Source organism: Dolichospermum lemmermannii CS-548 (assembly GCF_028330815.1).
Classification (GTDB): domain Bacteria; phylum Cyanobacteriota; class Cyanobacteriia; order Cyanobacteriales; family Nostocaceae; genus Dolichospermum; species Dolichospermum lemmermannii.
In genome coordinates this window covers 1-24906 of record NZ_JAQMTJ010000169.1, presented here as the reverse complement: position 1 = coordinate 24906, position 24906 = coordinate 1, and the positions used below count along the sequence as shown (strand labels likewise).

The following is a 24906-nucleotide window of genomic DNA, read 5'->3' as shown; positions in this document are numbered from 1 at the left end:
CTTCCAGATTCATTTTCTAACGCTGTTGAATCCGCTAAAAATTGGGTTTCTCAAGTTTTTTCGACCCAACAAGCATCCATGAGCGATTCCAGACCAAGAGACGTACAAATCCTACCAATTGCTACTAACACAAAGGTGATGAGAGCGCGGAGTAAATCGCGGTTAAGATTTGAAATTGAGTATGCTCTAGAACGGGGAACTACTTCCAATAGCTATTTAATAGAATCCGATAAAACTGCTATCACAGATCCTCCAGTAGAAGGATTTACAGAAATTTATTTGGAAGCATTACAGAAAACAATCAATGTGCAAAAGTTGGATTATGTAATTTTGGGACATTTTAACCCCAATCGTATTCCTACTTTAAAAGCAATTTTAGCAATCGCACCACAAATTACCTTTGTTTGTTCTCTTCCCGCTGCGAATAATTTACGTGCTGCTTTCACCGACCAAGATATCAAAGTTTTAGTCATGCGGGGGAAAGAAACCCTAGATTTAGGTAAAGGTCATGTTTTGAAATTCTTACCTACTCCTAGTCCTCGTTGGCCAGAAGCACTTTGTACTTATGACCAACAAACCCAAATTCTCTTTACAGATAAGCTATTTGGCGCACATATCTGCGGTGAAGAAGTATTTGATGATCATTGGGAAACTTTCAAAGAAGACCAACGTTATTACTTTAATTGCCTCATGGCTCCTCATGCAACTCATGTTGAGTCAACTTTAGAGAAAATTTCCGATTTCCAAGTCAGAATGTATGCTGTCGGTCATGGACCCTTGGTACGCACCAGTTTAATCGAATTAACAAAATCATACAGTGAGTGGAGTCGCGCTCAAAAAGATAGAGAAATATCCGTAGCACTTCTCTATGCCTCTGCCTATGGTAACACTGCCACCTTAGCACAAGCAATGGCTTTAGGATTAACCAAAGGTGGCGTTGCAGTTAAATCTGTGAACTGCGAATTTGCGACCGCTGACGAAATCCGTACCAGCTTGGAACAAGCAGATGGTTTTATCATTGGTACTCCTACCATTGGTGGACACGCACCTACTCCCATTCATACCGCATTAGGAATTGTCCTCTCTACTGGTGATAATACCAAACCTGCGGGAGTATTTGGTTCTTACGGTTGGAGTGGTGAAGCTTTAGACTTGGTAGAATGCAAACTCCGAGACGCTGGTTATCGTTTTGGTTTTGATACCCTAAAAGTCAAGTTTAAACCTGATGAAGTTACTCTCAAATATTGCGAAGAAGTCGGTACAGACTTTGCTCAAAGTTTGCGAAAAGCCAAGAAAGTGCGTGTTCCTCAACAAGCTGCAACCCCCACAGAACAAGCTGTAGGCCGGATTATTGGTTCTGTATGTGTAATTAGTGCCAAGCAGGGAGAATTTTCTACAGGGATGATGGGTGCTTGGGTATCTCAGGCTACTTTTAATCCACCGGGAATTACTGTAGCGATCGCTAAAGATCGAGCCGTTGAATCTCTATTATATCCTGGTGGTAAATTTGTGCTGAATATCCTCCCTGAAGGTGTTCATCTGGAATACATGAAGCATTTTCGCAAGAGTTTCCAACCTGGAGAAGATAGATTTGCTAACTTCCCCAAAGCCGAAGCGGATAATGGCTGTACCATCTTAACAGAGGCTTGTGCATATCTAGAATGTTTAGTGCAGCAGCGGCTAGAATGCGGTGATCATTGGGTAATATACGCAACCGTAGACAACGGTAAATTACTCAAGCCTGATGCTATGACTGCTATTAACCACCGGAAAACAGGCTCATACTATTAAAGTATATATTATAGCCCCCGTCCTCGCTTGCGGTGAACTGGCGCTGTAGGCGGGTTTCCCACCGTAGGCGACTGGTGAATCCGAAGGGGGAGGGGGTTGGGGGTGGGGTTCTTGTATTTTAACCCACATTCCGCACCCCAAACTGTCACAGAGGAAAATTACGTAGAGAGAAATCAAAGTGAGCATAAAAACAGACGGTGATGTAGAAACCCCTGGCTCAAATGAAGTTAGCCAGGGGTAGTTCATAAAATCTACCGACTATTTTGCATTCTGACTCTTAGAAGTGTAATAAACCTTACTACCTGTATCTGGAACAAAATGACAACCAATAGCGGAATTCCACAAAGACTTCCAAACTGGTTCTTTCGATTCATGGAAATACTCACCCATAATTGGTTTAATTGCTTCAGTCGCTTTTAACAAATTGTAATGAGGCATATTCAAGAAAATGTGGTGAGCAACATGAGTACCGATATCATGGTGAATATGGTTAAAAATCCCATAATCTCGGTCAACACTAGAAATTGCCCCTTTCAGGAAAGTCCATTCTTCCCCACGATACCAAGGAATTCCCGGTTCAGTATGGTGTAAGAAAGTCACCAAATCCAACCAAATAATAAAGACAATGTAAGGGCCAGCGTAGTATTTTAACAACGCCATCCAACCAAATTGATAGGTGAATAAACCTAACAAAACTACCATACTAATCCAAAGTGTGGTGCTGGTGATAATGTCCCATTTTTCTGAAGGCTTAAACAGTGGGCTACTGGGTGAAAAGTGAGAACCTTCTTTACCAGGAGAACGCTTAAACAAATAAACCGGATAAGCCAATAAGAACAGATAAAAACGCCCTATTCTTTGCGCTAAGGGCATTTCATCGTACTCTGATTCAGAGACAGGATACCAGCTTTCATCATTCTCCAAACTGCCTGTATTCTTGTGGTGAGTTCTGTGGCTAATTCTCCAACCATGATAAGGAACGAGAATGAAAGTATGGGTAATATGACCAACTAAATCATTCAACCATTTATGCTTAGAAAAAGATTGATGTCCGCAGTCATGACCAACTACAAATAAAGCCCAAAACATAGTTCCTTGCATGACCCAGAAAACTGGCCAAAAATACCAAGAATCCAGATAATTAGCCGCTGCATACAGCAGTCCCACAATCAGAACATCACGGAAGAAATAATAAAGTGATTTCGTTACACTTGGCTGAAAACATTCAGCGGGAATTGCAGCTTTTAAATCCTGAAGAGTAAACGGTAATTTTTCTTGACCTTCAGTAGATGCAGAACTAGGGTTTTGATTAAACTCGATTGTATCTAATTGCACTGGATTATTTAATTGATTGTAAATTAGAAATTAACAGTGAGGTAATATTTAATGACCTCTAAAATACAAACTTGAGATGTTGGCAATTGACCGAAACCGGGTTAAATTTGGTTAATTGCCAAATCAAAAGAATTGGTGCTAAAAGTAGCAAGAATTACTACTTCACCGTTGATAATTTTTCTTCACGATATTCGTCAAAAGTTATATAACCAATATCAGTTTTATAAAGTTGACATTGATTAGTAATGTCCTTCATTAAACCCCAAGAGAATTTATATTCATCATGGAGATAAGCACCCCAATTTTCTTTGATGCTGCTGTAAGCCAAACGCAAATTATAGGAAGGAATAGCAGTAGAAATATGATGGGGAACATGAACATTAATATCGTGACAGAGAATTTCTACCCAACGAGGATAATCACAATGAATAGTTCCGAATAACTGTGCTAAAGCCTCATTCCATTTATCAGCAGTTGCAAAAGGAACATCTGGAAGAGTGTGGTGAACAATGGTGAAGGTACTCATCCAGAAATGGTAAACCATCCAGGGAATAACCCAGAATTTAATAAAACCCCAAACACCAGTTGTAATAATCAAAGTTGGGAAAACAATCGCTGCAAAAACAGCCACTACAGCCACAGAAAATTTAACACTATCTTGTTCTTTTTTCGGAAAATTGCGCCAATCAAAATGCACAACCGCCCAATGGCCAATAGAACCTACCCACCAGAGACGTTTACTGATAAACAACTCAAAGACAGACTGTCTACTTTTAGACCAACTTGCAAAAGTTTCTGTTCTAATAGGATGCCAAGCGTTGTCTTCGTCTAGCTTGTTAGTATGTTTATGGTGATGATTATGTTTAATGCGCCAGCTATGAAAAGGGTAAATTAAGAACATCATAAAGAAATGTCCCACTAAATCATTTACCCAGCGACGGTTTGCAAATGAACGATGAGCGCAATCATGGCCAATAACAAAAAAACCTGTTAAAGCAGTTCCTGTAAAAATCCACGCTATGGGTAGAAGAAACCAAGGGGAAATGGCTATAAAATAATAGCCTAATGCAGCCATAGATGAACTGATAATTACAGTTGTCCATGCTTTGCGGCTATTTTTCTGAAAACATTCCTTGGGTAGACTTTTGATAATATGTTTTAGTTTTATTTGGTCTTTACCAAGGTCTGTGGAGACCGCTATTTCCTGACCTTTGATGATTGATGTAGTCATGAATACCTGAAAAACAACAGACAGCTAGACAAGGTTACTAAAAAAAGTAACTTGCTGCAAAGTTTTGTAACATTAATTTCTGAGATTATAGCAACTTAACAACCACTTAGGATAGTTAGTCAGCAATTAAAAAAAATAAATTTAAAATTGCTTTATTTACACACAAAAAGTCAATAGTTTTCAGCCAAAAATTGACTATGAAACTATTGACTTTGAGCATGAAATCTGTATTATGCTTTTTTCTCTGCCAGCTTTACGTTTGTAGCTAGACCTAGTAATTGTAATAACTGAATTGTCATCCAAGTCATATCAATTTCCCACCATTCCAAACCATGACGGGCAGAGTATTGAAACGCATGGTGGTTATTGTGCCAGCCTTCACCAAAAACGAGAATGGCAACCCACCAACAATTAGTTGACTGGTCACCAGAATCATAAGTGCGGTATCCGAATTTATGAGTAGCACTATTTACCAACCAAGTACAGTGATAAACCCAAATAATCCGCGCAAAAATTCCCCAAACTACCATTGGCCAGCCACCTAAGAAATATAGGATTATGCCCAAGGCAACTTGTAATAAAATGAAATTTTTCTGTAAAAACTGATAAACTGGGTCATCAATAATGTCTTTAGTGAAGCGAGGAACTTGACTGTGAGCAGGAGCAAAATGAATCATCCAACCCATGTGACTCCACCAGAAACCTTGATTTGAATCATGGGGATCAGATTCAGTATCAGAATGTAAGTGGTGAATTCGATGTGTACCTACCCATTCAATTGGACCACCTTCACAAGATAGTGTCCCAAAGATTACCAAGACATACTCTAGCCATTTAGGCGTTTGAAAACTACGGTGAGTGACAAGACGGTGATATCCCAAAGTAATACCTAAACCTCCAGTCACCCAGTAAAGCAATAAAGCAACACCAATTGCCTTCCAGCTAAAATTGCTCGGAATTAAGGCAAATAGAGCGCCGACGTGCAATGAAACGAAAAATAGGGTATTAACCCAGTTAATGGGAGGTTTAGAAGTAGCAATTGTCATGCAGTAACCTGAATAGAAATTGTTCAGCCTAATCTGCGAGATCCTAAAATCCGCATATCTATTTTATGTTTTTGAATGAGGAAATGATGAACAGCTTTGAACGGCTGCGGGAAGCAGAACAGGCACTATTAGAAATTTTTTCTGGTATTGACGCTCAGGTCAAGCATAATCTTAAAAGAGTATTAGATGCCTTTCGTCATCACCGAGTAGGCGCACATCATTTTGCAGGCGTAAGTGGCTATGGACACGATGATTTAGGACGAGAAACCTTAGATAAAGTTTTTGCCCAAATAATGGGTGCTGAAGCTGCTGTGGTGCGAGTGCAGTTTGTTTCGGGAACTCATGCGATCGCTTGTGCGTTGTATGGTGTACTTCGTCCTGGGGATGAAATGTTAGCAGTAGTCGGTTCTCCCTACGATACTCTCGAAGAAGTAATTGGCTTGAGAGGACAAGGCCAAGGTTCTCTAATTGATTTTGGCATAAAATACCGCCAATTGGAACTAACTGATCAAGGAAAAATAGATTGGCAAAAATTAAGCACCAGCATTACTGACAACACAAAGTTAGTATTGATTCAACGTTCCTGCGGATACTCATGGCGGCCAAGCCTTTCCATAGCCGACATAGAAAAAATTGTTCACATCGTTAAACAGCAAAACCCGAACACCGTTTGTTTTGTAGACAACTGCTACGGCGAATTCATCGAAACCCAAGAACCAACCCATATTGGTGCTGACCTCATAGCCGGATCATTGATCAAAAATCCTGGAGGTACAGTCGTGAGTGCAGGTGGTTATATAGCCGGACGCGCCGACCTAGTAGAAGCAGCCGCTTGTAGACTCACAGCCCCCGGTATTGGTAGCGAAGGAGGAGCAACCTTTGATCAAAACCGCCTGTTATTCCAAGGATTATTTTTAGCCCCACAGATGGTAGGGGAAGCAATGAAAGGAACATACCTGACAGGTTATGTATTTGACAAACTCGGATATCCAGTCAACCCCCCACCATTAGCACCCAGAGGAGACGTGATTCAAGCGATTAAACTCGGTTCAGCCAAAAAACTGATCGCCTTCTGCAAAGCCATACAGCAGCATTCACCCATAGGATCTTATCTAGAACCCATACCCGACGATATGCCCGGCTACGAAAGCCAAGTGGTGATGGCTGGGGGGACATTTATCGAGGGGAGTACCTTAGAATTATCGGCAGATGGACCATTGCGTGAGCCTTATGTGGTTTATTGCCAAGGGGGGACTCATTGGACTCATGTATCTATTGCTTTACAAGCGGCTATTGAGGCTGTGGGGGAGAATTAAGAATAGTTTCGCGCAAAGTCGCTAAGGAGCAAAGGCGCAAAGGAAGAGAGGGAAGAGAAGGAAGAGGTTAAAGTTTGTTGGCTATGCGTTTAATGCCGTCTTTGATGAGGACTTCACCAAAGTTGATGAGTAGTCCAAGGCGTATATTGGCAAGAGTTAGATAGGTGATAAGTTGTTTTTTGTGTACAGGGTGGAGGGTTTCTAGGGATTTGATTTCAATGATGACTTTGTTTTCAACTATGATGTCTGCCCGAAACCCTTCCTGTAAATGAACACTTTCGTAAACTACAGGTATTGCTTGTTGTCTTGCTACCTGTAAACCTCTACTCTCCAATTCATAAGCCAAAACAGTCTCATACACAGATTCAAACAACCCTGGTCCTAATCTGGTATGAATCTTATAAGCAGCATCAACAATCTGAGTCGCAATTTCATTCTCAGTCATATAAACCTCCTTCTTAATACCTTACCTCCTTCTTCTTCCCTTTGCGCCTTTGCTCCTCTGCGCCTTTGCGCGAAATCTTATTCCGGTAACTTATACTGCCCCACTATCCGCTTCGCAAACTCCGGTACATGAGCTTCTAATTTTTCTCCATGATTCCGCTTCACATATAAGTAATTTCTCGCAAAGTGGGAATCTATGGAAAATCTCGCATATTCTAGTCCTTTGGGGCCAATTTTATCTATGACTACTCCCATTAATTTCGCTGCCCACATGGGTAAGGTGACGGCTTGATCATAAGCTGGTATGCTTTGCTGTACTGCTGGTTTGCGGTTTCCTTGGGACGTGACTGGCTGGGTGTGGAGTTGGTCTTTGACGAGTTCGAGCATTTCTTTGCCTGTATCGTTTCTGACTACTATCCATTGCCATTGGTAAGGTGCGCCCATATACCCGACGACGATATCAGCGAGGGAGTTGACGTAATCGAAGCAACTCATACATGATGGGGCGAAGATGTCTTTGAGGACGTTGGTTTTTAAGCCGAAGAAGGGGACTGTTTCTTCTGAACCGTCTTCGTGTTTGAAGTGGACTCGGAAGTCTTGCATAAATTCGTAGCTGACTACTGTTTGGGGGGAACGGCTGGTGGTTTCTAGGAATTTTTGCAGTCCGGCGCGGGTAACGTTATCTACGCAGGGTGTTCCGAGTACGTAGAGTTTTTCTAAGCCGAGTTTTTTCTCTACGGCTCGTAATGCTTGGATTTGACAACCTACTCCGATGACTAATAACCTCTTCATTCCTGATTTTTCTATCTCTTCTAATACAGAAAGATTGGGGGATAGGGTAGGTTTATTGACTTTGGCTGCTAGTATTTCTTCGGCTGTGCGGGCGATAATGGGCATGGGTTGAAAGCGGTCTTCTTTAGTGTTTTGGACACAGACTACGCCTTCTACTAAGCCACGATTGAGCATTTCTATGGCTATGCTGCTTACTATTCCTGTCCATTGCGCGCCTTCTATAGGTTGTTGTTTTCTGGCGGACATCATTTCTTGATGAACTCCAAAATATAGTTCATTTTCGTCTTCTAGGTTGCGGGGGCGTTTATGGGTGCTGGTTTCTAGTTCGTCTATTCTTTGGGTAATGAAGGCGCAGGCTTCTTTGACGTAGTGGATGTAGTAGGTGTCGCATAGTCCGCATTCGCTACATAGTTCTTTGGCGGGGCGCACACTTCCGGGTTTGAGGGCTTTGGCTTTTTTGTGGGATTCTATGGATGTCATCTATTTTGTTTATTTTTACTAAATATGGCTTTTATTACCTTACCGTTTGGGGATGTGAAGTTGGCGCTTTGAGTTGGATAAGATGTTTGATATACAAAAGTACAAGTATACGAAAAACACTAAAAAACCAATGCTCGTAATTTTTACACACACTAAGTAGTTAAATTTGTATAATCTTATCTTAGTTACACAATCATCTTGAGCCTAATTGTAAAACAAGGATAATTAATTGTGAGTAATTCCGATACCAAGTGGTCTGCTAACGGTGAAACAATTCCTGAGATAGAACAGCATACAAAAACTAAACATTTACTAACAGAACAATATGTAACGGATTTAATTTATACACTTCACAGTACAGGTCGTCGTGGTGTTACAAATTTTACTATTATTGATGGTTTTTCTGGTGGTGGTATTTACAATGATAGAGAGTCGCATAGTATTTGGTTTGGTTCACCTATTCGTTTAATTAATGCTGTCCGAAAAGGTTATTTAAAATCAGAAAGAACTTATCCTTTAAATGTTAAATTTATTTTTATAGATAAGAAAAAAGAACATTTAGAATGTTTAAAAAATTTTGTAATGTCTCAAGCGGGATTAGAGCAATTATCTGATGAACAACCACACACTTTTAAAAGTGAATTTGGAGAAAGAATAGAACAGTGTGAGTTTATTACTGATGAGTTTGAAAATAAAGTGAATTACTGTATTTTTCAAGCTAACAATAGAAAGGGACATTCATTATTTTTTCTAGATCCATTTGGTTGGTCTGATGTTTCTATGGAGAGTTTTAGAAAAATAAATAATCTTAATAAATCAGAAATTATTTATACATTTATGATTGATTTTATTAAAAGATTTATTTATGATCCAAAATGGCAAGCAAGAGACACTTTTGCAAAAGTCTTGGAAACAGATGGCTATTTTGATCTAAATCATTTTCAAACATTAGATACTTTTGGAGAACAAGCAGAATTCAGAAATGAATTCATGAGATTATTTAGAAGTAAAGGTAATGCGAAAAAAATCATTACGTTTGCGATGATGCCTAAAAATAATGATAGAGTTTTATACTATTTATTTCATATCTGTAATCATCCAAGAGCATTAGAAGTAATGAAAGACGGTAGTTGGAAATTTAATAATTTAAACTATCAATATCACTATGATATTTATGGATTTGGATTTAAAGCAGCATTATTTTATGAAGATAATCAGTTAGATTTAAAATTAGATATTAATCAAGATAGTCAAACAGCTTGTATTAATAGATTAGGTAAGGATTTGGATGAAATTATACATAATAATCCAGATGGAATTTCCTTTAAAGATTTATGTAATAAAACAATGGAGAGGAATCCAGCAACTAGACAACAATATTTTGAATATCTTAATTTATTGAGAGAAGCTAAAGAGATAGAAGTAATTAGGAAAGGGAAAAAAACAAATAGCAAAATTTTAGAAAATGGGGATATAATTAAAACATCACCAGACCCAATTTTATTTAATATGCGTGGTTATATATCCTATAATAATTTCTAAAACACAACTAACATATAATAAAATCATGATTACTGGAACTGAAAAAATAATTAATCCACTGCAAAAAAGTGCTTTAAACAAAAAAAGTCTGTGTGACTATGTTGTTAATATTGCTTCTGGTTGTTTACATGGATGTACATTTTGCTACGTTCCTTCAACACCAAGTATTAGAACGCAACAAAAAAAATTGCGTCAAAAAGGTGTTGAAGATCCTCAATTGGACTGGGGTAAATATTTATTTATTAGAGAGGAAGTTCCTGAAAAATTAGATCAGATATTAACAAGAAAAAGGAAATGGGAAAAAACACCTTCTGGGAAAGGAGTAATTTTACTTTGCTCTGGAACAGATCCATATCAAAATAAAAAAACAGCAGAAATTACTCGTAGAACAATAGAAGTTTTAATTAAACACAATAAAAACGTAAGAATTTTAACTCGTGGCTTGTTATGGCAAAATGATTTAGATATTTTAACTCATCCAAACATCTCTATAGGAATGAGTATTCCTTGCATAGATGATGAATTACTAAAAAAAATTGAACCACAAGCACCTTTATCATCTGATAGATATAAAGCATTGCAAAAAGGATATGAAGCAAAATGTCGTTTATATGTGGCTATGGCTCCAACTCCACCTATGATGACCTTAGAAAATTTTAAGTTTAATTTAGATCAATTTATGAAAATTAACCCAGAAGTAATTTTTTGGGAACCAATTAATGCTAGAGGAACAAATGGCAAAAGAATGTTAGCTGCTGGTTTAGATTTTGCTAAATCAATTATGAGTAGACAATCTTGGGCAGACACTTTTATTAAACAATGGAATGATATTGAAATAGCTGCTCAACAGGTTGGGTGCTTGGATAAACTACACATTTGGCCAGATCCTTCTTTAAAAGGTTTTGTTAGTGAAGACAAAGTTGATAATTGGTTATATAGACCAACTATAGAGAAATGGAATAGTAAATAATATTATGAAATTACTACCACAATACCCACCGCTAGTAAACCTAGAAATTATTGAAATCTATGAATATTATGATTTTCCCTGTTTATTTAGCTGTCAAAATGCTTCAGGACAGATTTTTTTAGCTGTTTGGATAGATGAAACACCAGATCATAAAACTTGGCTTTATTCTCCCATGTCAAAAAGCAGATTAAAAAATATTCGTTCTGGTAATATTGATTTATATGATGCTTTTAAAAAATCAGAAGATGGTTTTATTTATCAAGCTATAATTCCCGAAAATGCTAATTTGGATGTTGTAGGAATTATATTTTGTGAAAGTCTCAATGATGAATATTTACCCATGGCTGGCGAAACTATTGATTTTTCCGATGCAGTTTTTCCTCTGGAAAATAAGGAAAAAATCAGGATTTAATTGTAAATTAGGGAAGATTTTAGATAAAAGAGCGATCGCTCACCCAAAATACTCTAAATTGATTTATATACCCAACTTATTTAATAAATTGGGTATTTCCGAGTTCACAAATTATTTAAACTGGCTATAAATCAAATAGGAAACTGATAGATAAGCACCTTACCTTGCCAATTCTCTTCGACAAATACGAGATATTCATCATTAACACGACGGAAAGCCCGGATACCATAGGGAATATCAACCCAACCACTTTCTTTCCCAACTTCTGGACCGGGAGTCATCTTTTTCACGAGTTCTCCGGTAGCAGTTTTATAAACAGATACTTCTGCGGTTTTTACACCCACTGCAAATACATAATCACCAGCTACACTCATGGCTGCGGTGGCAATTTCTCCTTTACCTGTGGTGTCGTAGGGAACGACGGTTCGCCATTTGGGAGTGCGATTTCCTTGACTCCAATTATCGAAGCGAGCAATTTCTGATCCTATTACTTTGGCATCATCAGCAAATGCCGGATGTTCAATGGTAAAACCTGATAAATACATAGTATCTGTTTCGGGAAAATATTCAATCCGTCGCAAGTCTTTAAAGGTGCTAGGAGTCCTGATTTTTTTCATTGAACTATAGGTATAGATGGGATTTCCTTTAGCATCTAATCCCTGTAAAGGATAATGACGAATGCCATCTTCTGTTCGCAAAGTTTTCCAAACATCTCCTTTGCTATCTACCCACCAACCTCCGATATAGGGATAGTCTTCGGTATTATCATATTCATTTTTTTCAAATGCACCATTGCCATTGCTATCACGCCAAATCCATTCTCCTTTTGCTGGTTGATTGGGTGGCCAATTGCCATTAATAGATTGTTTATTCTGATCATTAGTACCCACAAACATCCCGGCAGGAATTGCAATTTTACCATCTGTTTTTGGTTCAAAACGATAAATTTGCAAAAAGCTGTTGAACATATTTGTGAGGAATAGAAAAGGTTTTCCTTGAATCCGACGGACAAAAGTTCCATCTGGTGATGTATGCAGCCGTGGATCTTGAGCATATTTAAAGGGATTGACTGTGTAGGCTTTATATGTCCACTGTTTACCAGCAGGCTTGCTATAATCCATGACATATTGTTCTTGTTTGGTGAATATATTTACACCATCTGTTTTTGGATCTGTATCTGCATTATCTACAAATATTAATCCTAGTAATTGCCATTGTATTTTTCCTGCTGGGGAAAATTTTCTTAAATCTGTTCCTGATTTATTGAAGCCATTACTATTTACATAAATATTACCTTTTGCATCTGTACCAACTCCTGTAATGCCGTAGAGTTTGGATGTTTTTATTTCTCCAGGTACACCACCCAAAATACCTTTTTTATCCCCAAAAGTATCTACACGAACCGGCTGATTATTAATATTGTAAATTACCAATTGTTGATTAATCCCATTTTCTGCTACTAACAGTCTGCCGAGATTATCAATGGCTAATGCTGATGGTTTATCAACATCTATTATTTCTTTTGGTAATTTTTTTCCGTCTTGAGAATAATTGACAATTTTTCCAAATTTAGCACCTTTTTGATTTTGAATAATCCACAAACTGCCTTTTTTGTCAATGGTAATTTTTTCGGGACTATTAACGGTAAATTTGTTTATTTCTGCCATTGTTTCGGTATTATAAACCCGAACAATATTCTCCCCAGCATTGCTAACAAATAGGTGATTATTTATTGTTGCTATTCCTGTGACTTCATGACTTTTGCTGGTAATTAACATACTTTTATCCCAGCCATTCCCTTTCTCAAAAGGTGCAGGTTTTCCTGTTAAGTCATAACGTCTGACGCAGTACCAAGTTTGTCCTTGGGGAGGATAATCTTCTTTAGTTTGATCTACTCCACCTTGAGTCATAGAAATATAAATATATTTGCTATTTACTGTTATTGCTTTCCCCCCTAAACGATTCCAACCATGTGTATCTTGGAGGATAAAAATTGGTTTACCATCTTTATATATTCCTGCTTCACTACCAGCTTCATCCCAAGCACTATTTGTGTAAATTGTCCCATCATCTTTGACATACATTCCTTCTATATTATTTTGTACTCGCAATTTACCATTACCAATGGTATTTCCTAACCAAGAAGTAATATATGTAATTTCAGGAGTTTTGACTGCTTTGGATTTTTTAGTTGTGGCTAAATCCATTGTCATTCCGGCAAATGTTATAAGTAGTCCACAGGTTAAACCAAGTAAAATATTGAAAGTTATTTTTTTTCGCCAATATCTACTCTGAAATAAGTTATGAAGATATTGATAAAGTTTGTAGCAAGTTTTACTAATCTGCATAAATAATTCGGTTGCTGTAATATGCTTTTTGAATTTTTAATTTATCCCTGTGGGATAGGCTTTTAAATTCTTACTCATAAATTAACAAATAAATTTTATCTTGCAGTTAATTTCATCAAAACTTTATCAACAATATATATTTTCAAAATAAATAAATTATACTTGATACTTTTGATGTTTTTACGAGTATCTATTATTTGTTATGCAAATATATTTTTTTGATGTATTTTGTTTGTGGAAATAGAATAATTTTTATATTTAAACCGATTTTGATTCTCAGCGTCGTATTAAAAGATTATGCTGAAAATAAATTATCTTGGCATTGACAAAATAAATAAAAGCATAAATCAAAATAACTCATCTCAATTTATCTATCAAAGGGGAGATAAGTAAGTGGCAGGTAAAGATATTGAATTAAGTTCAGCATCGGCATCTATTCTAACTTTAGGTACGGGTTGGTTTCCTAACAATCCTGGAGGATTGGAAAGGTATATTTATGAACTAATTCATAAATTAGCAGCATCTCAAGACCAAGTAGAATTATGTGGAGTGGGTTTACCTCTAGATGCTAAAAATACACAGATTAAGTTGACTAATTTAGCTTGTCCAGATAGTAAAATTAGTTCTCGGTTATGGTCAATTCGTGATAATTTTCAGAAAACAAGATTAGGTAAACCTGATGCAATTAATCTCCATTTTGCATTATATAGTTTTCCAATTTTAGATATTTTACCTAAGGGAGTACCGGTTACTTTTAACTTTCATGGTCCTTGGGCTTCGGAAAGTCAAGAGGAAGTTGTTAATAAAAAGTTGAGTGTTTGGCTAAAGGAAAAAATAATAGAACAAAGCACTTATAATCGGTGCGATCGCTTTATTGTCCTTAGTAAAGCTTTTGGTCAGATTCTCCATCAAAAATACCAAGTTCCCTGGCAGAAAATTCACATCATTCCTGGTGGAGTTGATATTAATCATTTTCAGAATAATCTCTCGCGTCAAGAGGCTAGAATAAAACTAGGTTGGCCAACTAATCGGCCGATATTATTTACTTCCCGTCGCTTAGTTCACCGCATGGGAATTGATAAGTTATTGCAAGCTATAGCTATGATTAAAGTGGGAATTCCTGATATTTGGTTAGCTATAGCTGGTCGTGGTCATATTCAAGCTTTACTTCAACAACAAGCTAGAGAATTAGGTTTAGAAAATAATGTGCAATTCTTAGGTTTCTTACCTGAAAATGATTTACCTGTGGCTTATCAAGCGGCTGATTTAACTGTGATGCCAAGTCAATCTTTTGAAGGTTTTGGATTAGCTATTTTGGAATCTCTAGCCTGTGGTACTCCTGTTTTATGTACTCCTGTGGGGGGAATGCCAGAAATTTTGCAGAAATTTTCTCCAGATTTAATTACTGAGGCGATTACCGTTGAAAGTATTGCTGATAAATTAGCACAAGTTATGTTAGGAAAACTGCCTTTACCTTCTAGGGAAGAATGTCGTAATTACACAATTAAAAATTATGATTGGACTAATATTGCTCAACAAGTTCGGCAAGTTCTCCTAGCTTAAATTGATGATAGAGATTGTATGAAAATTCTATTCTTAGACCAAAGTGGTAAACCTGGTGGTGCTGAATTATGTTTAGTTGATATTGCTAAACCTTATGGTGAAAATTCCCTGGTTGGTTTATTCGCAGATGGTGATTTTCGTAAGTTACTCGAAGAAAACCAAATTCCTGTGGAGGTTTTGACAACTCAAGCTATTAAAGTTGGTAAACAAAGTGGTTTATTTCCAGCATTAGCTAGTTTAGGGCAAATAATTCCTTTAATTAATCAGGTTGTGCAACGGGCAAAGAAATATGATTTAATTTATGCTAATACTCAAAAAGCTTTAGTTGTCGGGGCAATAGCTAGTTTTTTCGCTCGTCGTCCTCTCGTTTATCATTTACATGATATTCTTTCTCTAGAACATTTTAGTAAAACTAATTTGCGAGTTGCTGTTAATTTAATTAATCGTTGTGCTGCTTTGGTCATTGCTAATTCTCAAGCTAGTAAAACGGCATTTTTACAAGCTGGAGGAAAACTGGATATAGTTGAAGTTGTTTATAATGGTTTTGCTATAGAAAATTATCAAGTTGATGAATTAGAAGTTAGAAAAATCAGAGCTAATTTAGAATTAGAAGGTAAATTTGTTGTTGGACATTTTAGCCGGCTTTCTCCTTGGAAGGGACAGCATATTTTAATTGAGGCTCTTTCCCAATGTCCAGAAAATGTGGTAGTAATTTTAGTTGGTGATGCTTTATTTGGTGAACAGGAATATATTCAGGATTTACATCAAAAAGTTGCTGGCTTGGGGTTAGAAAATCGAGTCAATTTTTTAGGTTTTCGCTCAGATATTCCCAAATTAATGGCAATGTGTGATTTAATTACTCATACTTCCACTGCACCTGAACCTTTTGGAAGAGTTATTGTTGAAGCTATGCTGTGTGGTAAACCTGTGATTGCGGCTCAAGCTGGTGGTGCAATAGAATTAGTGGAAGATGGGATTAATGGTTTTTTAGTCACACCCGGAGAACCTCAAGAATTAGCAAAGGTGATTCATAATTGTCTGCAAGAATCTGTAAAAACTGCGAATATTGCCAATAATGCCAGAATTAGTGCCGGTCAACGTTTTGATGTCAAAATTATTAATCAGCAGATTCAAGAATTGCTAGAATCAATAAAATCCCCGACTTCTTGAAGAAGTCAAGGATCTGGGTCTTGGGAAACAATGTATAATATGTAATGTATGGGTGGAGAAATCCCGCCTTTACAAATTAATAAATTTTAAAGTGAATTCTCGTGGCACAAGTTGTATTAGAAAACGTTTATAAAAGTTTTCCCTCTCGCGGTGGGGAAGGTGCAAAAACGCAACCAGACGGTACAGATGGTGTAAGTGTCTTGCGACGGATTAATTTAACCATTGCTGATGGTGAATTTATGGTGCTGGTGGGACCATCTGGCTGCGGTAAAAGTACCCTGCTGAGGTTAATCGCTGGGCTGGAGGTAATGACTGGTGGTAACATTTCGGTAGGAGATACCGCAGGGCTTCGCTTGATTAATGACTTACCTCCCAAGGACAGGGACATCGCTATGGTGTTTCAAAGTTATGCACTCTATCCCCACATGACTGTATATGACAACATTGCTTTTGGCTTACGTCGTCAGTTTCCAGATCAGGAAGTTGGCAAAAAAAGACTGACTCAATGGGGCGAAAATCTACTTGTAGGGTTAACAAAAAAGTTACCTAGTGGATTACGGTATATTTCTCCAAAAGAAAGAATTGTTAATGAACGAGTCCAAAAAGTTGCGGGTTTATTACAAATTGAAACTCTGTTAAATCGGTTACCGAAACAACTTTCCGGGGGACAAAGACAACGGGTAGCATTGGGAAGGGCGATCGCCCGCAATCCCCAAGTATTCTTAATGGATGAACCATTATCTAACTTAGATGCTAAACTACGAGCTGAAACCCGCAGCCAAATTGTTAAATTACAACGTCAATTGGGAATAACGACGATTTATGTTACCCATGATCAAACTGAAGCCATGACTATGGGCGATCGCATTGCCATTATGTCAGAAGGTAAAATACAGCAAGTTGCAGCACCTTTAGAACTATATAATCGTCCTGCTAATCGCTTCGTCGCGGAATTTATCGGTTCTCCACCCATGAATTTTATCCCTGTGGAGTTTCACGCACCTTTATTAATTACCCATACTAACTTTCGCTTTACCCTTCCAGATGTGTGGGGAAGTGCGTTACAAAACTACGACGGACAAACTTTAATATTGGGTATTCGTCCAGAACATCTCAGTTTGGGTGTACCTGCTACTAAAAATTTACCAGTCAAAGTCGACTTAGTAGAAAACTTAGGAAATGACACTTTTTTAGCTGTAAAAATCTCTGATCCTGATTTACAAAATGTAGATGGACAAACTTTACAAGTTCGAGTTCCCCCAGATAGATTTATAAAGATAAATGACCAACTTTGGTTATCATTTGTGCCTGATAAACTGCATTTTTTTGACCCCAAAACCGAGTTAGCAATATTCCAAAAATAAGGGAAGAGGTAAGAGGAAATATATTTTTATTTACCAATTCTCTGCTCCCTGTTCCCTATTTTAATGATATAAAGCACTATGGGGTAATACTCTAAAAACTTCTTCTATAGTTGTTACTCCAGTCATCACTTTTTCAGCAGCAGCCATACTAAAAGAAGTAAAATTAATCGTTTTTAAATAGCGATTTAGTTTCGTCATTGTTCCTTGATAAATCAATTCTCGCACCTGATCATCAACATCTAATATTTCCACAATTGCTTCTCTTCCCAAATATCCAGAATTAAAACATTTAAAATATCTTGTCAGGATTATATCATCGTGTTACAGACTCGATTGCGAGATTAATGATATTTTATTTTTGCACAAACTCTTTTATCCCCATCCTCATCCAAACTATGACACTCAATTTATATTTACTGCGACATGGTGAAACAACTTTTAGTCAAACTGGTAATTTCTGCGGTGAAACTAATGCAGAATTGACACAAGAAGGAATGCAAATGGCATCCAGTTTTGCTGATGTTTATCAAAAATTGAACTGGTCAGCGGTTTATGTTAGTCCGATGAAGCGCACTATTGCCACTGCCAAGCCATTTTGTGATGCTATTGGGATGGAGATGCAGGTGCGGGAAGGACTCAGAGAAGGTAGTTATGGACAATGGGAAACCAAGAGTAAATCCTTTGTTCAGGAAAATTACCCAGAAAACTATGTGAACTGGTTGACAGAACCCGCTTGGAATGCACCCATTGGTGGAGAAACTGCGGTAGATATTGCTAACCGTTCTCTGCCTGTAATTGCGGAAATTCAAGAAAAATATCCCCAAGGTAATGTTTTAGTAGTTTCCCATAAAGCCACAATTCGGATTATGCTTTGCAGTTTGCTGGGAATTGATTTGGGACGGTATCGTTATCGGGTAAATATTTTGGTCGCATCGGTAAGTATGGTTAAATTTGATGTTAATGGTCCTTTGTTGGAAACATTAGGCGATCGCCATCATATACCAGATCATATTCGTTCTCGTCCAGGAACTTAAAGTAATTGCTCTCCCTGACGGTAAATTTCCTGAGCGTAGTCTGTCCAAGTCCCTTGTCCCCAATAACGAAAACAGCTAGTTTGTAATAAGAGATTATGTAATAGCAGTTGGCGGTATTGACTGTCTTGAGTCAGATTTACACCTTCTTGATCTGATAATAAATCGTCAAATTTATCATGAAATAAATTGCTAAGTTTGTACATGGGAGATAAAACATTTTCGTATCCTTGCACCCAACTAATATGATTTGTCCATGATGCCCCATCAATCTGAAAATTGGGGTGATTTTTTTTCAGTTCTTGAATCGCATTTTCTACAGCATCCGGTTGATAATTACCTTCAGGAATTTGCGCCCAGATTTGATGTTGTCCACTTGCTTGACAGCTAGGAAAGTCTTCCAGTTGACAACCTGCTGCTGCTAATAATTCTAAATATTCTGTACCGCAAACACCAACAACACCAGTTTTACCTCCTCCATTTTGCACCATATCCCCCCAAGCTTGTTGAAAACCGCCGGGAAATTCGTTCATCATCACACCACCATTTTCACCATCACCTATTTGACTAACTATGGGAGGTACGACAACATCACCTAATTTTTGTTTAGATAAAGTTTTGGCTTCATAGTATGGCTGCATTTGGGCGACTAATTTAGTGTCTGAACCTTGGGTTTTTATCAATGCAGTAATACTAATTTCTTCTCCTTGGGAATTGCGAGCCATTAACCGATGTGGTAAATGTTTAAAATTTAAAGGCTGACCATTAATTGTTTCTACAGTATGTTCTTGCACTAATAACCAACGATAACCACATTCTTTCAAGGCTTTGATAAATGCAAACAAGGTATCTGGATGGTTTGGTAAGTGCATTTCTGGAGGGGAAAATCCTTTGATTCTTGCTAATGCTTCCCAACCAAAAATTGCCGCAAAATAATGTTGCCAAGCGATAATGTGGAGTTTAATATCTGCTATGGGGGTGGAAGGGATGACAGCATGACTCCACATAGTCCCCAACCATTCTACATAGGGCTGGTAGGTAGGATTGCAGGTGATGCGTTTAAGATTATCTAGAATATCACTTCTGCCCATTTGTACCAGTCCCCATAAAAGATTACCAGAATAATCCAACATCACACGGGGATTACAGCCTTGTGCAACTAATTCAGGAATAAAATCTCCCATGCGACTATAACAATTAGCAAAAGGGGCAGCATTGTGATTATCTCCTTCTTGCTGGTGGGCAAACATATATTGTAAATTGCTGATCAATAAACCATTATTTCCCGCTGGGATAGTGGGTTGGTGCATATGTAGAGCGATCGCAAATACTGCATTAATATCTGCTAATTTCAGATTAGTCGTTGGTAAAAAAATAGGTTCATCGTGGTTAACTACAGTCAACACTTCTTTTTCCCAACCGCAGATATTTGGCTGATCATCAATAATTTCGGGTAAATTAGGGAGATTATCTGGTAATTTAAACATTTATAGCACCTCAAAAATAATGTACAACTAACAATCTTGCCCCAAAATTGAAAAATTTTGTGTTTAACTTCAATTTAAATTTAAGGGAATCATAACCATCTGTATACAAAAAGCAACATTTTTCCGAACTTATACCATAATAATCCTGCCATGCAGCTTCTGTAAATGTGAGTTTCATTCTTCAATTAAGGCTCTTTCAATAACTTCACCTGTTTTTGCTGATTGAATTGAGATCCTTTATCTGTTAAGTAATTAGTCAAATTCTAGCCTAGAAATTTTAGGATTAAAGTAAAAGTAAGGAAGAAATAGTGTTAGGTTTCTTTATAGCAAACCAACCAAAAATATCAGCAATCACTCTGAAAATTCCTGTATTTTCTTTTAATTATTGGTGATTGGTATTTAGAAAGCTTTGCAACACAAGCTTCCTCTTCGGCACTTATACCTAATCATATTAGCTAATTTATGGGAAATTATGCTTATTATTTATACCAAGAATTTCCATTGATTAGACAGGAATAACTCAGGTAGTGAAAGAATTACAACTATTTTATTTTTTAACGATACTATAAATTTTCCAGATAATTATGAAACCATTCGCAAACACTTGAGAATAGAAAGTCTAAAATAAAACCTGTAGTTTCCCCGCAAGCGATCGCGAAGCGCTGTTGTGGATGGAAGCCAAGACGATTAATCCTCTACTTCTGGCTCACCGATTGTCTTCTGTGCTGCATGACGAATGTGGAGAATTCTCACCGTGGGAATAGTCTGGTCTTCAAGAACCGTGAATAGAATGCGATAGGTTTGTTTTCCTTGACGGTAAAGAAGCTGGCGAATTTCTTGGGTAAAGAAGGCATCCTCACGGGCAATTGGACAGCGTTGAGGCATTTTTTGCAAGGAGACGATTGCATTAATCAGTCCTTGATACCAAGTTTGGGCGCGTTCTCCTGTCGTAAACTGAGAAAGAATTAAGAAGGCAGCATCCGCTTCAGCTTTCGCAACACTAGAGAAATCAATATGGTACGTCATGCTTCCAGAGACAGTCCATATTTTTGGTTTTGTTCGGCAATAAAATCCTCTAAACTCGAAAATTGCCCTCTTTCAAAATCATCAAGCCCGCGTTGGATTCCCTTTAAAGCCTCAAAAAAATCATTATCATCCAAACTCAGCCCCAAAGTCAGAACTGCGATCGCCATTTGCGAAATATCTTGTCCGGTGCTTTCAGCCCGCTGTCGCAGCAGCCCCTCAATTTTCGGTGGCAGATCGAGTGTAATGGACATTGTTGATTTTCCCTCAGTGATACTGGTTTTATTATAGCGATCAGCTTCTTTAGGTGTTTTAAATGGAATATATTGCAGATTAAGTTAATTAACGTAAAGTTAAATCAATAATTATTGACAAAATTAATAGATAGTGCTTGGTGTTATATTCCAAATTACTTGAGAATATTGGCGATCGCCCAGTAAAACCCCAACAATAGAAACCCTTGCAAAGCGTTCCATCAATAGTTACACTTTTTAGAATATTCTCATTTTTGTTTAGCAATTACCCAAACACTCAAACAGCTAGTTCTTGACAAAAGAACTCAAACTATGGTAGTGCGTCAGTATTGCCAAACTCAAAATCAGCAATAAAAAAACTCAGAGATTCTTCTGATTGACGGTTTCCGTCATGCAGAACCTCAGTAAGAAAATTGCCTTGTAAACATAACTATCCTGGAGGCTTGTAGTCAATGGGACTACCTTGGTATCGGGTACATACAGTCGTTCTGAATGATCCAGGTCGGCTGATTTCTGTACACTTAATGCACACAGCTTTAGTAGCTGGCTGGGCAGGTTCAATGGCATTGTACGAACTAGCCGTTTATAACCCTAGTGATCCAGTTCTTAACCCCATGTGGCGACAAGGGATGTTCGTACTTCCCTTCATGGCACGTTTAGGTGTAACCGAATCTTGGGGCGGTTGGAGCGTAACTGGTGGCACGGCAGTAGACCCCGGTTTCTGGTCATTTGAAGGCGTTGCTGCGGCTCACATCGTTCTTTCTGGTTTATTATTCTTGGCTGCCGTTTGGCACTGGGTTTTCTGGGATTTGGAACTCTTTCGAGATCCTCGCACTGGTGAACCTGCGCTAGATTTGCCAAAAATGTTTGGTATTCACCTGTTCTTATCCGGTTTACTTTGTTTTGGTTTTGGTGCATTCCACCAAACTGGACTCTTTGGTCCGGGAATGTGGGTATCTGATGCCTATGGCATCACTGGCAGTATTCAGCCAGTAGCACCAGAATGGGGTCCGGCTGGATTTAACCCCTATAACCCCGGTGGCATTGTCGCTCACCACATTGCGGCTGGTGTAGTTGGTATTATCGCGGGTTTATTCCACCTCACAGTTAGACCTCCAGAAAGGCTCTACAAAGCCCTACGGATGGGGAATATTGAAACCGTACTTTCTAGCAGTATCGCTGCTGTCTTCTTCGCTGCTTTCGTAGTAGCCGGAACTATGTGGTACGGTAACGCTGCTACCCCAATTGAACTGTTTGGACCTACCCGCTATCAGTGGGATCAAGACTACTTCCGTCAAGAAATTCAGCGTCGTGTGCAAACCAGTGTTGCTGAAGGTGATTCTTTGACCGCAGCCTGGGCAAAGATTCCTGAAAAACTGGCTTTCTACGATTATGTTGGTAATAGCCCCGCTAAAGGTGGTCTATTCCGTACAGGTCCAATGGTGAAGGGTGATGGTATTGCCGAATCTTGGCAAGGTCACGCTGTATTCACAGATGCCGAAGGACGGGAATTAACAGTTCGTCGTCTACCTAACTTCTTTGAAACCTTCCCAGTCATTTTGATCGATAAAGATGGTGTTGTCCGGGCTGACATCCCCTTCCGTCGGGCAGAATCTAGATATAGCTTTGAACAAACTGGCGTAACTGTCAGTTTCTACGGTGGTAATCTGAATGGTAAAACCTTTACAGATCCCGCTGATGTCAAGAAGTATGCCCGCAAAGCTCAAGGTGGAGAGATCTTTGAATTTGACAAAGAAACCTTGAACTCTGACGGTGTATTCCGCACATCTCCCAGAGGTTGGTTTACCTTTGGTCATGCTGTATTCGCTCTATTATTCTTCTTTGGTCACCTGTGGCATGGTTCACGGACAATCTACCGTGATGTATTTGCCGGTGTGGAAATTGAAGAAGAACAAGTTGAATGGGGTCTTTTCCAGAAGCTGGGTGACAAGACAACTCGCCGGAGAACGGAAGCTTAAAACTTGGATCAGGTGTGAAGTAGATTTTTCTACTTCATGCTTTTTCCCCGGTTTGGTAAACTAAAATTACTGGCTCAACAGGCAGGATCTGAAGAATATGGAAAGTGTTGCTTACATCTTGATTTTAGCCCTAGCAATAGGTGTACTCTTTTTTTCAATCGCCTTCCGCGAACCCCCTCGGTTTGAGAAAAAAGATAAGTAGTTAGTTATTCCCGATTGATCAGGGAATATATGCTAATAATATCCGTTGTTACTGATAATAGTAGCAACGGATATTTTCGTTTAGGTAATAAACCAAAATGTCAGAATCAGGATTAACAGGATTAGAGGATTAACAGGATTTTGTATGAAAAGTTATCTGGTAAGATTTCATATTTTGAATATTAGTGGTTTTTCTTGATCCTGTATCCCTCGCGGGAGCGTTAGCCATACATAAATCTTTAAATCCTGATTCTGACTACCTGAATTATTAAATCTAGTTAATAACAAATATTCTTCATATGTCAACTTTTACAGCACTTTTAGACATTTATTGATACATTTTTTAATATTGTTTAATGAATATAAATAATAGTTTGGCATAACAAGTACCTAAGAGCCTTAATTCAACAAGTCCAAAAATTACCTTTTGAACAACTGGAGGAATTAGGAGAAGCTTTGTTAGATTTTACTTCAGTTACAGATTTACAAACTTGGTTACAATCTACTAATTAATATCACTTTGTTTAGTTTGAGCGATCGCATTTCTAGTAGCGATCGCCATTACCCCAAAAATGTTAAATTAATATATGTATTAGCAAAAGTCGAATAAATGACGAGATTTATACATGACCAATTCGCCAAAGATTATTTAGAAGAACTACTAAAACCTTATGGAAAAGTAGAAGCACCTAGTCATGTATCTGGAGAAGTACGAGAAATAGATGTGTTATTTACACCATTTCCTGAACAAAAAGCCGATATAGCATCATTAGGGTTATTAGGTAAACTAGCCACCACACCTGCCATATTTGAACCATTTCGCAACCCAGCCTCAACAGAAGAAATATGTGATTGTCTATTAAAATTATTAGAAGTTAGAGGTGCATTAAAACGAGAAGCAAAACGTAATGCAACCAAAATAGCAGAAAGTAATTTTCGTGAACTACCTACACTTCCCTTGCGGGTAAGTATAGGCTTCCTACCCAGTTAACAGCTTTTTGCTTGCTCTTCGAGAACAACAAGACTGATGTTAAGGCGATAGGCTGACCCCTCGTTCCAAAGGCAAAATCAAGGTTAATCAACAAAAATGATCATGTATCTAGCTTGGTTATCGCTATTCTCTCGCC

Annotated in this window: 22 protein-coding genes and 1 pseudogene; 13 read left to right on the top strand and 10 right to left on the bottom strand. The window is 38.0% G+C overall.

The annotated features are described in order from the left end of the window. Positions 1-78: 78 nt before the first annotated feature. Positions 79-1791 carry a diflavin flavoprotein gene (locus tag PN450_RS11275; RefSeq protein ID WP_271836377.1) on the top strand — a complete coding sequence of 571 codons (1713 nt, stop codon included), beginning with the start codon at positions 79-81 and terminating at the stop codon, positions 1789-1791. A 258-nt stretch (positions 1792-2049) separates the two neighbouring features. On the opposite strand, the gene PN450_RS11270 is transcribed toward PN450_RS11275, so the two are convergent. From PN450_RS11270 to PN450_RS11260, 3 genes are all read right to left on the bottom strand, one after another. Further along, entirely contained in the window at positions 2050-3126 is a 1077-nt protein-coding gene (locus PN450_RS11270) for a fatty acid desaturase (protein ID WP_271836345.1), read from the bottom strand. A 157-nt stretch (positions 3127-3283) separates the two neighbouring features. After that, positions 3284-4357, bottom strand: coding sequence for a fatty acid desaturase (locus tag PN450_RS11265; RefSeq protein WP_271836343.1), 1074 nt, complete (start codon positions 4355-4357; stop codon positions 3284-3286). 230 nt (positions 4358-4587) lie between these two features. Continuing rightward, the gene (locus PN450_RS11260) at positions 4588-5403 is read right to left on the bottom strand and encodes an acyl-CoA desaturase (protein ID WP_213713621.1); all 816 of its coding nucleotides are present in this window, start codon (positions 5401-5403) and stop codon (positions 4588-4590) included. Positions 5404-5489: 86 nt separating this feature from the next. Between PN450_RS11260 and PN450_RS11255 the strand changes: the two genes are divergently transcribed. Continuing rightward, a complete protein-coding gene (locus tag PN450_RS11255) occupies positions 5490-6719 on the top strand; it encodes a methionine gamma-lyase family protein (RefSeq protein WP_271836375.1) in 1230 nt (409 codons plus the stop codon). Positions 6720-6786: 67 nt separating this feature from the next. On the opposite strand, the gene PN450_RS11250 is transcribed toward PN450_RS11255, so the two are convergent. Next, positions 6787-7164: a GxxExxY protein gene (locus tag PN450_RS11250; RefSeq protein ID WP_015083210.1), complete on the bottom strand. Its 378-nt coding sequence runs from the start codon at positions 7162-7164 to the stop codon at positions 6787-6789. 77 nt (positions 7165-7241) lie between these two features. After that, positions 7242-8435, bottom strand: coding sequence for a Coenzyme F420 hydrogenase/dehydrogenase, beta subunit C-terminal domain (locus tag PN450_RS11245; protein ID WP_271836341.1), 1194 nt, complete (start codon positions 8433-8435; stop codon positions 7242-7244). 231 nt (positions 8436-8666) lie between these two features. Between PN450_RS11245 and tcmP the strand changes: the two genes are divergently transcribed. The 3 genes from tcmP to PN450_RS11230 are packed head-to-tail and all read left to right on the top strand — an operon-like array spanning position 8667 to position 11359. Next, positions 8667-9977, top strand: a complete 1311-nt coding sequence (gene tcmP / locus PN450_RS11240) for a three-Cys-motif partner protein TcmP (protein WP_271836339.1) — start codon at positions 8667-8669, stop codon at positions 9975-9977. 25 nt (positions 9978-10002) lie between these two features. Then, the gene (locus PN450_RS11235) at positions 10003-10947 is read left to right on the top strand and encodes an SPL family radical SAM protein (protein WP_271836337.1); all 945 of its coding nucleotides are present in this window, start codon (positions 10003-10005) and stop codon (positions 10945-10947) included. Positions 10948-10951: 4 nt separating this feature from the next. Then, positions 10952-11359: a DUF6575 domain-containing protein gene (locus tag PN450_RS11230; protein ID WP_271836335.1), complete on the top strand. Its 408-nt coding sequence runs from the start codon at positions 10952-10954 to the stop codon at positions 11357-11359. A 131-nt stretch (positions 11360-11490) separates the two neighbouring features. On the opposite strand, the gene PN450_RS11225 is transcribed toward PN450_RS11230, so the two are convergent. Beyond that, positions 11491-13707 carry an NHL repeat-containing protein gene (locus PN450_RS11225; protein WP_271836333.1) on the bottom strand — a complete coding sequence of 739 codons (2217 nt, stop codon included), beginning with the start codon at positions 13705-13707 and terminating at the stop codon, positions 11491-11493. 393 nt (positions 13708-14100) lie between these two features. On the opposite strand from PN450_RS11225, the gene PN450_RS11220 reads away from it, so the two are divergent. The 3 genes from PN450_RS11220 (at position 14101) to PN450_RS11210 (ending at position 17804) form a co-directional block, all read left to right on the top strand. Beyond that, positions 14101-15270: a glycosyltransferase family 4 protein gene (locus PN450_RS11220; RefSeq protein ID WP_271836331.1), complete on the top strand. Its 1170-nt coding sequence runs from the start codon at positions 14101-14103 to the stop codon at positions 15268-15270. Between the two features lie 18 nt (positions 15271-15288). Next, positions 15289-16440 carry a glycosyltransferase family 4 protein gene (locus PN450_RS11215; protein ID WP_271836329.1) on the top strand — a complete coding sequence of 384 codons (1152 nt, stop codon included), beginning with the start codon at positions 15289-15291 and terminating at the stop codon, positions 16438-16440. A gap of 101 nt (positions 16441-16541) precedes the next feature. Next, positions 16542-17804, top strand: a complete 1263-nt coding sequence (locus PN450_RS11210) for an ABC transporter ATP-binding protein (RefSeq protein WP_213798034.1) — start codon at positions 16542-16544, stop codon at positions 17802-17804. A 60-nt stretch (positions 17805-17864) separates the two neighbouring features. Here the strand turns inward: PN450_RS11210 and PN450_RS11205 are convergent, their stop codons facing one another. Then, positions 17865-18110, bottom strand: coding sequence for an ATPase, T2SS/T4P/T4SS family (locus PN450_RS11205; protein WP_465249373.1), 246 nt, complete (start codon positions 18108-18110; stop codon positions 17865-17867). 89 nt (positions 18111-18199) lie between these two features. Between PN450_RS11205 and PN450_RS11200 the strand changes: the two genes are divergently transcribed. Next, the gene (locus tag PN450_RS11200) at positions 18200-18838 is read left to right on the top strand and encodes a histidine phosphatase family protein (RefSeq protein WP_148759889.1); all 639 of its coding nucleotides are present in this window, start codon (positions 18200-18202) and stop codon (positions 18836-18838) included. On the opposite strand, the gene PN450_RS11195 is transcribed toward PN450_RS11200, so the two are convergent. From PN450_RS11195 to PN450_RS11185, 3 genes are all read right to left on the bottom strand, one after another. Further along, positions 18835-20322 carry a glycosyl hydrolase family 57 gene (locus PN450_RS11195; RefSeq protein ID WP_271836325.1) on the bottom strand — a complete coding sequence of 496 codons (1488 nt, stop codon included), beginning with the start codon at positions 20320-20322 and terminating at the stop codon, positions 18835-18837. The two genes, PN450_RS11200 and PN450_RS11195, sit on opposite strands and share 4 nt — an antisense overlap. 687 nt (positions 20323-21009) lie before the next feature. Next, a complete protein-coding gene (locus tag PN450_RS11190) occupies positions 21010-21348 on the bottom strand; it encodes a type II toxin-antitoxin system RelE/ParE family toxin (RefSeq protein ID WP_148759885.1) in 339 nt (112 codons plus the stop codon). Next, positions 21345-21599 carry a hypothetical protein gene (locus PN450_RS11185; protein ID WP_271836323.1) on the bottom strand — a complete coding sequence of 85 codons (255 nt, stop codon included), beginning with the start codon at positions 21597-21599 and terminating at the stop codon, positions 21345-21347. The genes PN450_RS11190 and PN450_RS11185 overlap by 4 nt, the downstream gene beginning before the upstream one ends. A gap of 452 nt (positions 21600-22051) precedes the next feature. On the opposite strand from PN450_RS11185, the gene psbB reads away from it, so the two are divergent. From psbB to PN450_RS11165, 4 genes and pseudogenes are all read left to right on the top strand, one after another. Continuing rightward, complete coding sequence (gene psbB, locus PN450_RS11180; RefSeq protein ID WP_148759881.1) at positions 22052-23578, top strand: photosystem II chlorophyll-binding protein CP47; 1527 nt, start codon at positions 22052-22054, stop codon at positions 23576-23578. Between the two features lie 97 nt (positions 23579-23675). Further along, positions 23676-23780, top strand: a complete 105-nt coding sequence (locus PN450_RS11175; protein WP_015083195.1) for a photosystem II reaction center protein T — start codon at positions 23676-23678, stop codon at positions 23778-23780. A gap of 365 nt (positions 23781-24145) precedes the next feature. Continuing rightward, positions 24146-24292 (top strand): DUF4351 domain-containing protein, encoded by a 147-nt coding sequence (locus tag PN450_RS11170; protein ID WP_168697561.1) that lies wholly within the window; start codon positions 24146-24148, stop codon positions 24290-24292. A 97-nt stretch (positions 24293-24389) separates the two neighbouring features. Then, a pseudogene (locus tag PN450_RS11165) lies at positions 24390-24758 on the top strand (DUF4351 domain-containing protein); the annotation flags it as partial. Between the last annotated feature and the right edge of the window lie 148 nt (positions 24759-24906).